The following is a 16,665-nucleotide window of genomic DNA, read 5'->3' on the forward strand; positions in this document are numbered from 1 at the left end:
CCTTCAGAAACTTGTATGTTGCCAGCACTGCGTTCTTGTACATTGACTTCTCCAAGGGTATAGAGTATTTGAATGTTTCCGGCACTTGCGGAAGCTCCTCCACTGTCAATACTAAATTTCTCGATACTTTGCCCCATTCCGAAGAAAGACACCAAAAGCATGCTCAATAATGTGAATTTTAGTTTCATGTTGGTTGTTTTTAAATTGTACTTAGTACTTAGTACTTAGTTTTTAATAGGTTATTTATAGTTTGTTTTAATATTTATGTGATAAATAATGAGACGCTTTTAATTGAGGCTTATAAGTACTAGTACAAAACCATCACCCGAATCTAAAGCTGTCATCGCTTTTCCAATGATGGCTCCTCGAGCTTTTTCATAGTCATTTACTTTCATGGCGTATCCTGGGGAGGAAGAGGAGGTAAGCATGTCACCTATTTTAATAGGGCCGTTTTCGGTATTGGCATAGACATATGCTTTTCCTGCCAAGGCTATTGGAAACTCACCCGTAGCTGCTGGTAAGGCATCTTCTTGACGTTCAATATCGCCACCCATTAATAAACCAGGCCTCACTCCGTTTGCGCCACTTATTATTCCAGCAATTTTTGTGTCGTATGCTTCCGAAGTCATAACCACATCCCCCGGATTATCTTCATCAATAGACAATAAAACTCCGGGTCTAATAGCATTAGACATACTCGCTGTATTCACTTTAAAAAACTCTGCTAAATCTGCTCCAGTTACTTCTATTTCTTGAGTTATAACTCTTCCAAGGCCTAAAAAATCTGCATCTAAAGATATTCCTAAAGAGCCATCTGCCTTATACATTTGTATTTGAGAACCTGTGTTTATAGTTTCTGATGCTTGTATTTCGAGTGTTTTAAAACCTGTATTCATGTAGAATTCCATTTCCCCTCCAGATCCAATTCCTGAATACTTAGCTCGTATAACGGTTGTGTCAGCATTTCTAACAAATAACTCTCTCTGATTTAAATTAACACCTTGTCTACCTTTGTGGTCACTACCTACCATTAAACGATCTGTAACTTGTCCTCTTCCGTTGAAATATCCTGCCCATCCTTGGCTCGAACTACTATTGTAGCCATAAACTCCGTAGTTGCCCGGACCAGAAGCATATCCATATATGGCATAATGACTTCCTGTGCCGGCATTAGATACAAAGGAGTAAATACCAAACATGCTTGCACTAGCACCAGCTGTTGTCATTATGTTATATACTCCGTATGTTGAGGTTGTTGTACTGCTAGAAATTTGACTATTATAAAGGCCGTATTTAGTTCCTGTTCCTTCAGAAGAAAGTAAATTATACATCCCATATTTTGAATTATTCCCCGCATATGAGTTTTCTGTGAACAATGAATATTGTTCGTCATTATTGGATACAAACAACTTACGAGAATTGTCAGGAACTGTTCCGATTCCGACATTGTCTTCTAAACGATAAATTCCATTTGAAGTGCTCTCCCATTTTGAAGTGCTTGGAGCAGATAATGCATACGGTACTGTTTTAAATTCGGTAGTTCCCATATCTGTAAGACCAAAGCCAGTATTTATTTGCACGTTCAAAAAATGAGAATTACCACCCCAATCTATATCACTAAATAGATTTAAGCTTGGGTTTCCTTCCCCAATATTTATAGTTATAAGTCCGTTTGCATCAGTATTTGGTGAATGGTCTTCTTGGTATACGATGGTTCCTTCAGGAGTTCCTTCAGTAATCGTAAATTGAACAGCTATAAGGGTGTTGGCAACAATATTTCCATTTCCGTCTTTTATTACTGCTTTGTAATTAATACCGTTTTGTGCAAGACAGATACAGCTAATTAAAATTGCAATACTAGTTGTGATTTTTAATTTCATGAGGTTATATAATTCTAGTTACTAAATTAACTTAGTATGCAATATCTTTACTTTTAGATATCATTACGTGTTTTATACTGTAAGGCATGCTAAATTTGGACTTATTCCTTTTAGTTGCAATCTTAATAACTTTATAGTTAGTAATATAGAGATTATCCTCCCTTTTTGAAAGGGGGAAAACCCCTTTTTAAAACAAGCGTTTTTCATTTTCTGAAAGTTTAGCTTCTAATTCATGAAATTTTGCCATGAAAAGGGAAGTGTAGCCAAAACGAAAAAATGTTACTACGAATACATGTTTTCATAAGAGGCGATATTAAATGATTAATAGTGCTCTTGAAAAACAAATTTTATTAATCTATTTTCATAAGTATTAAAACATATTCTGCACCTTCATACTGTGGGTCTGATATATTTAGTTGTATATAATTAGTATTATTAGTTGTTGGGTCATTCCTAAGGTCTATATAAATTGATTGGTCATCACCAGAATTGTAATTCCCTAATGAGGTGTATTTATTAATCCCTCCTAGACCTCCCTCTCTCTGTTTTACTTTGAAACTGACTACATACGTATTCTCCCAGTTATATCCTGAAGGATAGGGAATGTTATTTGATCCCACATTTCCTACAGCATTGCGATAGGTGGTTCCGGTCAATTTTATAACTTCTGAAATGGCAGCTCCAGACGTACCAATTTTAGTAGTATTTGTAACTGTTAAGTCACCATTAACATTGACTTTACCATCCCCTTTTACTGTTACAATATTACCCGTATTAGAATGAAAAATATTAAAAATACTGTTGGCATCTATGTCATTTGTATCTCCATAAAGTGTCCATAAATTATCATTCGTTGTGTCTGTGTTACTAAAGTTTATTCGAGCTCCTGTTACCCCTTCATGTATTAAGTTAAGCGAAGGTGTACTACTTGTATTTGTAGAAGAAACTTCAAGGTTTCCATTAATTTTAACTTTTTCATTTCCATCGGTAAAATCACCCCAAATTAATGGGTCTGAGGTGCTAGAATTGTCAATGTAAAGTTTGTTATCATCATTTTCATTTCTTCCTGCCCATTGACCTATAGCAATATTTCCTTGACCAGATGTATTATTGTATAGTGCTTCTTCTCCAACGGCAGTATTGTTACTTCCGGTGGTGTTTCTGCGCATTGCAGATTGACCAATCACAGTATTTCTATCACCAGAAATATTTCCTAATAAAGTAGATTCTCCTATAGCAACATTCTGTAAACCATTAATATTATTTTTTAAAGCGTCGAAACCTAATGCAGTGTTCTGGTTATTACCATCGTCAGCATTTCCAGAATTTTCACCTACAAAAACACTTTTAGTTTCTGCTTTTGCATCTGTAAGGTTATCTATTTTAGTGATTGAATTTTCAGCAAATTTGGCATAAGGTACCGCCATAAATTGAGTCGTTCCCATATCAGTAAGTCCAGCGCCCGAATTAATTTGAACATTTAAAAAGTGTTCATCATCTCCCCATGCTATCTGACTGTAATCACCACTCATCAAAGTTCCTTCTCCTATATTTAAAATCACAAAACCATTAGCATCTGTAGTAGTGGTATGTGTTTCTTGATATACATTTGTGAGCGCAGCTCCTTCTAAAATCGAAAATTGTACTGTCACGGATTGACTTACTAAAACAGTACCGCCACCATCTTTTATTAAGACTTTGTAGTTAATTCCAGTTTGAGCATTTATAACAAGAGTCGCAAAAAACAACATGCTAAAAAATAGTTTTTTCATTTTATTAAGGTTTGATTAATAACACATTAAATGTATTGAACAAGTTTTTTTACACGAATTATTTTTAGTGAATGACTTTGTTTTTTTAGTGAGTGAGATTATAATAGTTTTCTGAGCTCTTAATTTTAAAGTTACTTCGGAATTTTACGTATTTATAAGTTTAATTTTTTAAGAATGTTTTGAGTCAATGCTTTTCCTCTTTTGATTTTTTATCGTCTATGCAGTATAGTAGAAGTCTCCGCGAGCATAATGATTTTTTTCTGAAGGTTGGTAAAGTAGGCATGCTGTTTCTGAAGAAACTGATTTTTACACATTTTATATTTGAATGTAGCACCTGTTTTCTAATTGAATTAGCAGTCATTAACAAGCTTAAAATAAATTAGAGTTATGTGTTCTCAACATAAAGTGAATTGCTGCATTCACTAAAAAAACAAAGTCATTCACTAAAAATTTTTAGAGCGTAAAAGCCTTTATTCTTACTATTATTTAAAGTTTAATAATTATGAGAACATTTTTACTTACAATTTCGGTTCTATTTCTTTCCGTAGCAATCTATGCGCAAAACGGTATAAACTATAAAGCACTCATAAAGGATGTTAATGGTGATGTGCTTTCTAATCAAGCTATTACTATCCAATTTCAAATTCTGGAAGGTGGAACTACAAACGTGTATCAAGAAACACAAAATACTATGACAGATAGTAATGGAATTATCATGGTGAACATAGGAGAGGGAACTGTTGATAGTGGTGATTTTTCAATTTTGGATTGGGGCGTGGATCATCATTTTTTAAATGTACAAATAGATACAGGTGCTGGTATGGTCGATTTAGGTGCTACAGAATTTATGAGTGTGCCCTATGCAAATTTTGCTGAAGATACTCGAAAGGGGACACTTAATGACGCTTACAATAAAGGAGGTGCTGGTCTAGGAAAAACAATTATAGCTACGGGTGGTGCTGTGACAATTAATGGAGAAGACGGGTTTTTAGTTACTGGCGCGAATAACGTAGGTGATACTATTGCTATTACAGGTTCAGGTTCACGTATGTTTTTTAATCCTCGAAAAGCAGCTTTTAGAGCGGGTAATGCAAATAATACGAGTTGGGATCATGTAAATATTGGGGAATCTTCAGCAGGTTTTGGATATGGAACCATCGCATCAGGTACGAGTTCCTCAGCTTTTGGAGTCCTCACAACTGCTTCGGGGAATTTCTCTAGTGCATTTGGTGTTTTCACAACCGCATCTGGACTACAATCTGCTGCATTTGGTTCGTATACTCGAGCAATTGGGGAAAGCTCTGCCGCTTTTGGTAATTTTACTGAAGCTTCAGGAAATAATTCTGTTGCATTTGGTGAGTATACTGAGTCGTCTGGTTTTATTTCTACAACATTTGGATATCGAAACGATTCGCCATCGTATGCCGAAACTACTTTTGGGGTTTATGCAACTGAGTACACTCCAACAGATGCATTGAACTACAACATTGCAGATCGTTTGTTTTCAATAGGGAACGGTACAGGCCTTTTTGAACGTAAAAATGCGCTTACCATTTATAAAAGTGGTTTAATGAACATCAACGATGCATATAATATGCCACTTATTGATGGTAGCGCTGGGCAAGTGATGACTACAGATGGAAATGGAAATGTAAGTTTTGAAAATGTAGTTGATACTGGTACAGATGACCAAAACTTAACAATACCCACTTTAGCAGGTACTATGCTTACTTTAGGTATTGAAAATGGAAATGGAACTAGTGTAGATTTAAAGCCATTAACTGAGATCTTAAAAAACCCTCAATATCCAGACGGTTTTGAAGGAATGACCCCTATAACTATTGGTTCATTGGATGGTGCAGGATATACTGTCCCTGTTGGAAAGACTTTTTATCTAACTAATTATTACACAAGCACTACTAGTACCTTTTTTATAAATAATTTACAATTTTTAGATACAAGTCAAAATTTTAATAATGTAAACTCATTTGAAAACCCATTACTAATCAATGCTGGAGTTACTATTACAAACTCATCTATAAATTCAAGCGTAAGTGGGTTTTTAATAGATAGTGGGGTGGCAGTAGTTATTAATACCAATAATTATACTGTACCAATAGGTAAAATATTCGTACTTCTTTCAGTAAGTAGTTTTAACAATCAAAAAATAGAAATTGATGGCAAGGTTGTTTACTCTGGTAAAGGGATAAATATAAATTCCCCTGGGCTTACTTCTTTCTCCAATCCGATTTTTGTAGATGAAGGAAAAGCTGTAACATATTCCGGGTTTATGAATGGGTATTTAATTGATAAGAATTAATTAGATTTTGTTTGATTATTTAGAATTCCCGAGGCAGAACCTCGGGGGTAATCCTAAAAAAAAACATAATTCCCTTGTAGATAATTAAAGTTCGGTAAGTGCTAAGAGTTTGTCAAATCATTGTTTGCGATGAAGGAGTTTATCTATACGTGCTACTCTTTCTTCAAATCTTTCAGCTGCTCATTTTCTATTTCTAACGCTTTGAGACGTTCGTGTAATTGAATAATATAAAGCGATAGTTCTTCTATCTTTTCCATGGTGCGTTTTTGCATATCTCCTATAAGTATGCCGTTGGCTTCTACGTCTTTTGCAGAAGGAATACCTGGCAAATGTTTTTTCTCATTAATTACTTGAGCCATTTCATCTATGGACAATAACTTATAATCATTCTCAAAAACATAGTCTGGCCATGCTCCCGAATCTTGTATAACCACATCCTCAGCAATTACATCGCCATCAACAGAAAGTGCAAAACCCGTAGCAAAGTCTGTAGTTCCAATAGTTACAGCCCCAGCTACAAAAAGCCCGTTATCTGGTGCCCCAGTGGTGTTATTAATTCCGATAGTTGTGCCTCCATTTGTATTGACACTAAATTTAGTTGCTCCTGATGAATTTTGTATTCGCAAAGCTGGAACAACAGTTCCGGTGTTTTTAATATGGAGTGTACCACTAGGACTGGCAGTTCCGATACCAACATTTCCCCCATTACCATTATGTATATTGGGGCCAGCAGTAACCCAATCACCGTCATCTACTACTGCATCCTGCCAAGATGCAAGTCCGTCGGCGTTAGACGTAAGTACACGACCCACTGCCTGCGTACCATCAACTAACTTCAAGTTGCCTTCAACATGTAGTTTCGCATCTGGATCTGTGGTACCAATTCCTATATTCCCAGTGTTTTTTTGAAAGGAGATTGTTTCAAAAGCATCATTGCGAAAATTAAGGTCATCTGTTTCATTCATGTATATATACCAATCTTCACCAGTTGCGCCAGAAGTTTCAAAGTGAATACCATCACCTATTTGAAATCCGGGTGCTTTGAGATGTAAAAGGGAATTTGGGTCAGTAGTGCCTATACCAACATCCCCCGACGCTCTGTAAATTTTATTTCCTGAAACAGTCCAATCGTCATCTGGATTTAGTGCTGTTTCAGCGGTTTTTGAATGAAGGGCATAAGGCACAGTATTAAATTGTGTCGTTCCCATATTAATTAATCCGCCTCCTGTATTTACACGTACATTTAAGAAATGATCATCCGATCCCCAATTTATATTCTCGAAAACTCCTGCATTTACGGTCCCTTCACCAATGCTTAAAAACACCATACCATTGGCGTCTGTTGTCGGTGTATGCGTTTCTTGATATAAGATAGACATCCCAGCACCTTTTATAATTCGAAATTGAACAGCTACAACTTGATTAGCAACCACATTATCATTGTCTGTAATAACTGCTTTGTAATTTATTCCGTTTTGCGCAACTACAATAACTGAAAAGAGTAATGCGATGTAAGTAATTGTTTTTTTCATTGTTTAGTATTGTTTGGTTTCTAATTGGTTTATACGATTTGTACGTTCTTTTAACTTTAAAATTTCTTCGGAAAGTTGCTGCATCCTTTCATCCTGATTTTTATTGACTTCTGAAAGGATATCGATTTCAGATGTATGACGTAGAATTTCAGATTTTTGACTATGTATAATGTTTTGTTGTTCCTGAATGGCCTTTATTAACACAGGAATCAAGTCTGAATAGTAAACTCCTAAGCGATCTAACGACTTTGTTTTATACGATGTAGGGTCATCTTCAGAATAGATAATTTCACGATCCATCACTACTTCCGGAATGATTTTTTGAATATCTTGAGCAATCAAACCTAGCTTCATTCCAGCTTCGGGTCTTTGTTTCCAGTTAAAGCGTACGGGGGTTAATTTTTCAATTTCAGCAAGACCATAGTTTATATCGGTTATATTCTCTTTATCTCTTCGGTCTGAAGTATTTATTGTTCCATCGACTGCCCAGACACCTATCCATCGATTCGACGAATTTCCCAATCGCATCAAATTATCACCATCGGGTAACAAACTTGCATTAAAGGAAAGTTGATTGCTTCCAGTATCCTCAATAGTCTCAGTTCCAATACGGACAGTCCCAACAACATGCAATCGTTCTTCTGGGGTACTTGTTCCAATGCCTACATTGTTATTATATAGTACTGTGAGTGAATTTCTTCTATACTCATCGTTTCCCCCGCTAGCGACTATAAACACAGGATCATTAGAATAGGGAGTCCCTGATGGGTTTGGGTAAGTTCCAATTACCTCGTTGAAACTACCAACGACTACTTGCCCAGCACCTTGAGCTGTAAGCCCGCGACCGATGGCTACTGATTGTGAACCAGTAGCATTGCTGCTAAATCCTAAAGCTGTTGAATTTTCGCCTTGTGCAGAAACATTTTCTCCTATAGCCACAGCATGATTGTTATTGGCCCAACTGTCTTCTCCGAAAGAAAAACTATTGTTTCCTGACGCAAGAGACAATCTACCCATCGCTACACTATATGGTCCAGACGCTTCAGATTCGAAACCCGATGAGAATGAGGCAAGACCACTGGCCACTGTGCTACTTCCTGTAGCTAATGCGTAACTGTGCGCTGCTCGGTTATTATAACCCAAAGCGACCGCATCTTGATTCGTAGCAGTTGCATCTCTACCCATAGCTATAGCATTGAGTCGTGTTGCTGTAGCATGATCTCCTATAGCAATTGAGCCATATTCTTGTGCTTCAGATTCGCTTCCAATTGCTACCGAAAAATCTCCTGAAGCTTCAGTGAAACTTCCCATTGCTATGGCACCAATTCCTGATGAAATTGTACTACGACCAACAGAAATTCCGTATTCACCTGAGGCAACCGCATTGTTTCCAAGAGCCATTGTATAGTTTTCTGTGGCTTGATTCTGAAGACCAACTGCAAAAGCATAATTTCCGGGCACCTGATTTATTGCTCCGATGGCAGTAGCGTTTACACCAGAAACAATATTATTATTTCCCATAGCAATAGCAAAGTCGGAAAAACTATAATTTTGATCACCGAACACTAATGAATGTTCTCCAGATGCCGTACCATTATGCCCCAAACTAAAGGAATAGTCTCCTGTTGCACCTAAGCCGAGGTTGGGGTCAGAAACGTAGCTAAAGTCTATGGCGCTAAAACCAATATTACCATAGTTGTTTTGATTTCGAGATAACAGTCGCCAACCAATACCACTCCCTTCATTCATAGCTTCGAGCCCAGAAACATTAGTCGCATGTAAAGCATAAGGCACTGCCATAAATTGTGTCGTGCCTAAATCGGTGAGCCCCGCGCCTGTGTCAATTTGAACATTAAGCCAGTGTTCGTCAGTTTCCCATTCAATATTTGTAAACACGTCAGAGGTAGTGCCTTCACCAATAGTTAAAATTACCATCCCATTGGCATCGGTATTGGTTGTATGACTTTCTTGATAAACATTATTAGTTCCTGCAGCGCCTTCATAAATTATAAATTGTACGTCGATCATCTGATTGGCGAGAATATTGTTACTTCCATCTTTGACGATTGCCTTGTAGTTTATTCCACTTTGTGCAAAAACAATTACTGAAAATAGGAGTGTTAAAAGGGTCAGTTTTGTTTTCATGAGGTTGCGTAATTTTAAGTGCTACATTTAATTTTCGCACTTTTAATTACAATCTTAATAAGTTTAGTAACAACGATATACGTGTTATTCTCCCATATTTAGAGGGGTAAAACCCCCTTTTCTATATCAAGGGATGTAAAATTTAAAAACGGTTTTGATAGTTTTAAAATGACTTAGATTTTCAGAATTTTGATTCTTCGTGAAGTTAAAATGAACCAACGTTGAGGTTGGAGTTGATTAAAACTCTAATCGCTTCAATTGTAAAATAAACTAGTATTCTTTTCCGTTTAAAACGATATGAAATTATTTGGTATTCCTATATTGCTGTTTGTTTTCTTTTTTTCTTCGGAAAGTGATCCGGTAAAGATAAACTGGGACGAAAACAAAAAACTAACGTGGAGCGACTTTAAGGCACAACCTTCAGAAGGAGCCGATTATGTGGCAAGTACAAGTTCTGGAATTTCATTTTCGTATTCTTATAAATTGCTGGAGGAAAAGCTAACGTATGATTTTACGGTTCAGAGTTATTTTTACCCAGAAGAATCTTGGTACAAAGAAGCGTATGTTTCAGAATATATATTGAAACACGAGCAAACACATTTTGATATTTCAGAATTACACGCTCGTATATTGCGAAAACGAATTTCTGAAGCTTCCTTTTCAAAAGCAATAAAAAAAGAAATGAAAGCGATTTATCAAAAAGTAGAAGGCGAACGACAAACGATGCAAAATTTATTCGATTCGGAATCGGAGCATTCAAAAAACAAAGAAAAAGAATACCAATGGGAACAATATGTTACCAAACAACTTAACGTATATGAGTCTTTCAAATAATCCAGATCCCAAACACCTTATAGAGCTGGCAAATTATAAAATGCCCTTCGGAAAATACAAAGACCAATATTTAGTGAACATTCCTGAAGCCTATTTTACGTGGTTCAAACAAAAAGGATTTCCGGAAGGAAAACTGGGTAATATGATGCGCGAAATGGACGAAATAAAAGTGAATGGGTTGGAAAGCCTCATAAAACCACTTATTGAAAAAAAGCCGCGGTATTTGTATTAATTGGAATAAAGCTTTTTATGCAAATAAAAGCTTGTAAATCTAGTACAAATAGTAAGATTCACATTGTTTCGCAATTGTTTTAATTTCCTTATTGCCTTCCGCAATAAAACCTTACCTTTGCATCCCGTATAGTTAATATAGTATCGCATCCATGAACACTACAAAATACATCTTCGTTACGGGCGGGGTTTCATCATCTTTAGGAAAAGGAATTATTGCAGCATCACTAGCTAAATTATTACAAGCTAGGGGATACCGTGTGACCATTCAGAAATTAGACCCTTACATTAATATAGATCCAGGAACTTTAAATCCGTACGAGCATGGAGAGTGTTACGTAACAGACGATGGTGCCGAAACAGATCTTGATTTAGGACACTACGAACGTTTCTTAAACGTAAAAACATCGCAAGCAAATAACGTAACCACGGGGCGTATTTACCAAAGTGTAATTCAGAAAGAGCGTCGCGGCGAGTTTTTAGGAAAAACGGTACAGGTAATTCCTCATATTACCAATGAGATAAAAGAACGCATCCAGATTTTAGGAAAAACAGGCGATTACGATATTGTAATTACTGAAATTGGAGGAACCGTAGGAGATATTGAATCTCTACCTTATATAGAATCTGTTCGACAATTAAAGTGGGAGATGGGCGATGACAACGCGTTGGTAATTCACTTAACGTTGATTCCGTACCTTTCTGCAGCGGGCGAATTAAAAACAAAACCGACACAACACTCGGTGAAAACATTGATGGAAAGCGGTATTAAAGCCGATATCTTGGTGTGTAGAACAGAGCATAAACTATCGGACGATTTACGTAGAAAATTAGCGTTGTTCTGTAATGTGAAGCAAGACGCAGTAATTGAGTCTATTGATGCTTCAACCATTTACGATGTGCCAAATTTAATGCTGGAAGAAGGCTTAGATACGGTTACATTAAAGAAATTAAAGATAAAAGATGCAAAGGAACCAAACTTAGAATTATGGAACCAGTTTTTGCAACGTCATAAAAATCCAAAGAGCGAAGTAAATATTGGCTTGATCGGAAAATATGTAGAGCTTCAGGATAGCTACAAATCAATATTGGAAGCATTTATTCACGCAGGTGCTGTAAATGAAGTGAAAGTAAATGTAGTTTCTATCCATTCAGAATATATCAACAAAGAAAATATTGCGGAGAAATTAGCCAACTTAAACGGAATATTAGTCGCACCAGGATTTGGGGAGCGCGGTATTGAAGGGAAAGTTGCAGCAGTACAATATGCACGTGAGCATGATTTGCCTTTCTTCGGAATTTGCTTAGGAATGCAAATGGCGGTGATTGAATATTCTCGAAATGTATTGGGAATTAAAGATGCCAATTCGATTGAAATGGATCCTGAAACGAAAGATCCAGTGATTAACTTGATGGAAAACCAAAAAAATATCACCAACAAAGGGGGAACCATGCGTTTGGGATCGTGGAAATGTGAGTTGAAAGACGATAGTTTAGCGAGTCAGATATATGGTGGTAATCATATCAACGAGCGTCACAGACATCGTTACGAATACAACAATGCATACAAACATCAGTTAGAAGATGCTGGTATGGTTGCTACAGGAACAAATCCTGAAACGGGATTGGTAGAGATTGTTGAGGTGCCATCACACCCTTGGTTTGTGGGAGTTCAGTACCATCCTGAATATAAAAGTACTGTTGCCAATCCGCATCCATTATTTGTTGCGTTTGTGAAAGCTGCTAGTGAGCATGCTTCAAAAAAGTAATACGACAATTTGGCGTATTGCCTAAAAAGGCGTTATTGTTGTGTATAGCAGCATAGTTAAAATAGTTTATTCTGAAAGTTCTGTACTAACGAGAAACTTTCCGAAGATATTAGAAATAAAGATTAATTAAACCTAATCCCGAAACAAGTAAGGGACTACGTATGGAAGAAAAGAAATTTGACGTAAACTCATTAATAGGGTTCGTACTAATAGGAGGAATTTTAGTTTGGATGTTGTATCTAAACAGACCTTCTGAAGAAGAAATACAAGCAGAAAAAGCAAAAACGGAAGCTGCAGCACAACAGCAAGCAGCGTCTGAAACCGCAAAAAAAGACATTCAACTTCAAGAAGCAGTTCAAGAGCTTTCTGCCGCAAGTACTACAGATTCGTTAGGATTAGCAAAACTTAAAAATAGACTAGGTTCGTTTGCGTATTCCGGAACGCTTCCTTCTGCTACGAGTGCAACGACTGTTTTAGAAAACGATGTGCTTTCACTTACCATTAGTAATAAAGGTGGGTATATTACTGAAGCACGTTTAAAACAACTTCATACGTACGATTCTGTTCCTGTGTATTTAATAAAAGACGGGAATGCTTCGTTAAACCTTCAGTTTTCAGCAGAGAATCGTTTGTTGAATTCTCAAGAGCTTTATTTTGAGCCTACTTTGACCAAAAATGGTGAAAATAGCGTGTTAACTATGCGTTTGAAAACCAACAATGACTCTTACATCGAGTATCGTTACGAGTTAGAGCCGGAAGAGTATATGTTAGGGTTTAGTCTTACTACAAAAGGCTTAGACGGCGTGTTGAATACATCGCAGCCAATGTATTTAGATTGGAAGTTTAAAGGCTATCGTCATGCGAAGAGTATAAGTTACGAGAATAGATATTCACGTTTAACTTACGAATACGAAGGAAGTAAGCATTCAAAATTAGATCCTAACGGAGAAGATGAAGAACTTGAAAAAGATGTTTCTTGGATGAACTTCCGTCAGCACTTTTTTAGTTCCATGTTGTTAACAGATACCCCTTTTAAAGAGGTGGCTTTATCTTCGATCGATTTAGTTGAAAACGAAGAAATTGATACGGTATATACAAAACAATACGGCGCTAAAATGTTGTTAGAGCCGAAGGCTGGTGGACTTTCGTATAATATGAATATGTATTATGGTCCTTCCGATTACCAGATATTTAAAAAATATGACCGTAATTTAGACGAAGCGATGCCATTAGGTTGGGGGATTTTCGGAGTTATAAATAAGTATATTATTATTCCATTGTTCGGATTCTTAAGTGGATTTTTACCTGCCGGAATTGCAATTATCGTTCTTACCATCTTAATTAAATTGGCATTATCGCCAGTGCAATACAAGCAGTACTTATCGCAAGCGAAATTAAAGGTGTTAAAACCTGAAATGGATGCTATTAAAGAGAAGTTTGGTGATAATAAAATGAAGATTCAGCAAGAAACAATGAAATTGCAAAACATTGCAGGTGCCAGTCCGTTGAAGGGTTGTTTGCCCGCGATACTTCAAATTCCGGTGTTCTATGCCTTGTTTACATTTTTCCCAACAGCGTTCGATTTACGTCAGAAAAGCTTTTTATGGGCAGACGATTTATCAAGTTATGATACAATCGCCGAATTGCCTTTCCATATTCCTTTTTACGGAGATCACGTGAGTTTATTTCCAATTTTGGCATCTATCGCGATCTTTATTTATATGATGATGACAACAGGACAGACCATGCAAGCCCAACAACAACCGGGAATGCCTAACATGAAGTTTTTAATGTACTTGTCGCCGTTGTTTATGTTGGTATTCTTTAACAACTACGCTAGTGGTTTGTCATTGTACTACTTTGTATCTAACTTAATTACTATTGGAATTATGCTAGTGATTAAGAACTTTATCATCGATGAAGATAAGATTCACGCAAAGATTCAAGAAAACAAGAAGAAGCCTAAAAAGCAAAACAAGTTTCAGAAAAAAATGGCTGAAATGATGGAGCAAGCTGAACAACAAAAGAAAACAGGAAAGCGTTAGTTTTAAAATGAGATCGTGTTTGGTATCTTTTTTGAAAGGTAAAACATGTATTGAATAGATTTAAAAATAATTCATTTCGTTTAAAAAAGTATGTTTATGAAAACGCTGTTTTTGTTTTTCTTCGGAATAGTTTTTAGCTCCGTAACTGGCTTTTCGCAATCTGAAACTAATCAGATGGATGCGCAAGGGAAGCGTCATGGTGTCTGGCAAAAAATGTACCCAGGAACCAAGCAACTTCGCTATGAAGGTACTTTCGAACATGGAAAAGAGGTAGGTACCTTTAAGTTCTATTGTGAAACTTGTAAAACGCAACCTTCCGTAGTAAAAGAATTTACTGCCTCCAGTTCAATTTCCGAAGTAAAATATTATACCATTAAAGGAAAGTTGGTTAGTGAAGGGAAGATGGACGGAAAAGATCGGATTGGAGAATGGTTGTATTATCCAAAAAAATCTGGAAATGTGATGACCAGAGAGTTTTACAAAAAGGGAAAACTTGACGGTGTTAAAGTGACCTATTATCCTAATGGAAAGCCTACCGAAGAAACCACCTATGTGAATGGATTACAAGAAGGTCCGAATAACTACTATTCGCCAGACGGAGTTTTGCTTAAAAAACTTCAATATAAAAATGGGCTATTAGAAGGTCCTGCCTTTTATTATGATGCGAGTGGAAATGTGAGTATTGAAGGGAATTACAAAGCTGATAAAAAGCACGGACTTTGGAAGTATTATAAAAACGGAAAGGTTATTTTGGAAGAAACCTACCCTAAAAAAGAGAAAAAGAAGAACAAAGAATAAAACAGTTTACTTTCATTGGACTGTAATGTTTAGCACTGCTAACGACAAATTCCAAAAGCCAATGAAAATTGTTGGTTTTTGGAATTTTTTGTTTGGTTAAAAAGCATGCAATTTTATTGTAATTTTGCAATTGAGATATGAAGAAAAAAAGAGTAGTTGTCGGATTAAGCGGTGGAGTAGATTCTAGTGTAGCAGCCTATTTGTTGAAAGAGCAAGGGTACGAAGTTATTGGCTTGTTTATGAAAAACTGGCATGATGATACCGTTACAATTTCAAACGAATGTCCTTGGCTGGAAGATAGTAACGATGCGATGTTGGTTGCTGAAAAGCTTGGAATTCCGTTTCAAACTGTAGATTTAAGCGAGCAGTACAAAGAACGTATCGTGGATTATATGTTTAACGAATACAAGATGGGGCGCACACCGAATCCCGATGTGTTGTGTAATCGTGAAATCAAATTTGATGTCTTTATGAAAATTGCGCTTCAATTGGGAGCCGATTTTGTGGCTACAGGACATTACTGTAGAAAAGGAGTCTTAGAAAAAGACGGGAAAGCTACTTATCAATTACTTTCAGGAAAAGATCCCAATAAAGATCAATCGTACTTTTTATGTCAGTTGTCACAAGAGCAATTAGAAAAAACATTGTTTCCTGTGGGCGAGCTGCTTAAGCCAGAAGTGCGTAGTATTGCTTCAGAGCAAGGGTTAATTACTGCCGAAAAAAGAGATTCACAAGGATTGTGTTTTATAGGTAAAGTTCGTCTTCCGGAGTTTCTTCAGCAACAGTTAGCGCCAAAAGATGGTGTTATTGTAGAAGTACCTTCAGATTATTCTGATTACAAAAAAGAAATGCCAACGTTTGCTTCCGAAGTAGAAGAACTGGAATTTCTTTCTGCAAAACATGTCTATTCAAAAACAGATGGGAAGGAAGTAGGCGTACATCAAGGAGCACATTATTTTACAAAAGGACAACGCAAAGGTCTGGCTGTGGGAGGTACTATAGAGCCTTTGTTTGTGATAGATACTGATGTAAAAGAAAATGTAATTTATACCGGACAAGGCAAGGATCATCCAGGTTTGTATCGTCGTGGCTTATTTGTACAACAAGAAGAAATTCATTGGGTGCGAGAAGACATGCGTTTAAAAGAAGATGAATCTATGGAGGTAATGGCTCGAATTCGTTACCGACAAGCGTTGGAAAAAGCCACATTGCATCAAACAAATTCAGGACTTTATGTTATCTTTGATAATCCGCAATCAGCAATCGCTGAGGGTCAGTTTGTTGCGTGGTATCGCAACGATGAATTGTTAGGTAGCGGAGTAATTGCTTAAACTAAAAA

At 36.6% G+C, this 16,665-nt stretch carries 11 protein-coding genes and 1 pseudogene; 7 read left to right on the top strand and 5 right to left on the bottom strand.

Annotation, left to right across the window (positions count from 1 at the left end):
- From BLQ00_RS17465 to BLQ00_RS13760, 3 genes and pseudogenes are all read right to left on the bottom strand, one after another.
- Positions 1-188, bottom strand: a pseudogene (locus tag BLQ00_RS17465) (hemagglutinin protein); the annotation flags it as partial.
- Between the two features lie 99 nt (positions 189-287).
- Positions 288-1,880: a hypothetical protein gene (locus BLQ00_RS13755; RefSeq protein ID WP_093144897.1), complete on the bottom strand. Its 1,593-nt coding sequence runs from the start codon at positions 1,878-1,880 to the stop codon at positions 288-290.
- Positions 1,881-2,230: 350 nt separating this feature from the next.
- Positions 2,231-3,652 (bottom strand): hypothetical protein, encoded by a 1,422-nt coding sequence (locus BLQ00_RS13760; RefSeq protein WP_139149421.1) that lies wholly within the window; start codon positions 3,650-3,652, stop codon positions 2,231-2,233.
- A gap of 502 nt (positions 3,653-4,154) precedes the next feature.
- On the opposite strand from BLQ00_RS13760, the gene BLQ00_RS13765 reads away from it, so the two are divergent.
- Complete coding sequence (locus tag BLQ00_RS13765; RefSeq protein WP_093144899.1) at positions 4,155-5,972, top strand: hypothetical protein; 1,818 nt, start codon at positions 4,155-4,157, stop codon at positions 5,970-5,972.
- A gap of 152 nt (positions 5,973-6,124) precedes the next feature.
- Here the strand turns inward: BLQ00_RS13765 and BLQ00_RS13770 are convergent, their stop codons facing one another.
- Entirely contained in the window at positions 6,125-7,504 is a 1,380-nt protein-coding gene (locus BLQ00_RS13770; protein WP_093144900.1) for a hypothetical protein, read from the bottom strand.
- A 3-nt stretch (positions 7,505-7,507) separates the two neighbouring features.
- On the bottom strand, positions 7,508-9,649 hold the full coding sequence (locus BLQ00_RS13775) for a tail fiber domain-containing protein (RefSeq protein WP_093144901.1): 2,142 nt from the start codon (positions 9,647-9,649) through the stop codon (positions 7,508-7,510).
- Positions 9,650-9,946: 297 nt separating this feature from the next.
- Here BLQ00_RS13775 and BLQ00_RS13780 point away from each other — a divergent pair, with 297 nt between their 5' ends.
- From BLQ00_RS13780 to mnmA, 6 genes are all read left to right on the top strand, one after another.
- A complete protein-coding gene (locus tag BLQ00_RS13780; RefSeq protein WP_093144902.1) occupies positions 9,947-10,483 on the top strand; it encodes a DUF922 domain-containing protein in 537 nt (178 codons plus the stop codon).
- Positions 10,467-10,715 (top strand): DUF3820 family protein, encoded by a 249-nt coding sequence (locus BLQ00_RS13785; RefSeq protein ID WP_093144903.1) that lies wholly within the window; start codon positions 10,467-10,469, stop codon positions 10,713-10,715. The genes BLQ00_RS13780 and BLQ00_RS13785 overlap by 17 nt, the downstream gene beginning before the upstream one ends.
- Positions 10,716-10,866: 151 nt before the next feature.
- The gene (locus BLQ00_RS13790; protein ID WP_093144904.1) at positions 10,867-12,483 is read left to right on the top strand and encodes a CTP synthase; all 1,617 of its coding nucleotides are present in this window, start codon (positions 10,867-10,869) and stop codon (positions 12,481-12,483) included.
- A gap of 161 nt (positions 12,484-12,644) precedes the next feature.
- On the top strand, positions 12,645-14,528 hold the full coding sequence (yidC, locus tag BLQ00_RS13795; RefSeq protein ID WP_093144905.1) for a membrane protein insertase YidC: 1,884 nt from the start codon (positions 12,645-12,647) through the stop codon (positions 14,526-14,528).
- Positions 14,529-14,624: 96 nt separating this feature from the next.
- A complete protein-coding gene (locus BLQ00_RS13800; RefSeq protein WP_093145081.1) occupies positions 14,625-15,326 on the top strand; it encodes a toxin-antitoxin system YwqK family antitoxin in 702 nt (233 codons plus the stop codon).
- Positions 15,327-15,463: 137 nt separating this feature from the next.
- Positions 15,464-16,657, top strand: coding sequence for a tRNA 2-thiouridine(34) synthase MnmA (gene mnmA, locus BLQ00_RS13805; RefSeq protein ID WP_093144906.1), 1,194 nt, complete (start codon positions 15,464-15,466; stop codon positions 16,655-16,657).
- Positions 16,658-16,665: the final 8 nt, after the last annotated feature.

Source organism: Ulvibacter litoralis (assembly GCF_900102055.1).
Classification (GTDB): Bacteria; Bacteroidota; Bacteroidia; order Flavobacteriales; family Flavobacteriaceae; genus Ulvibacter; species Ulvibacter litoralis.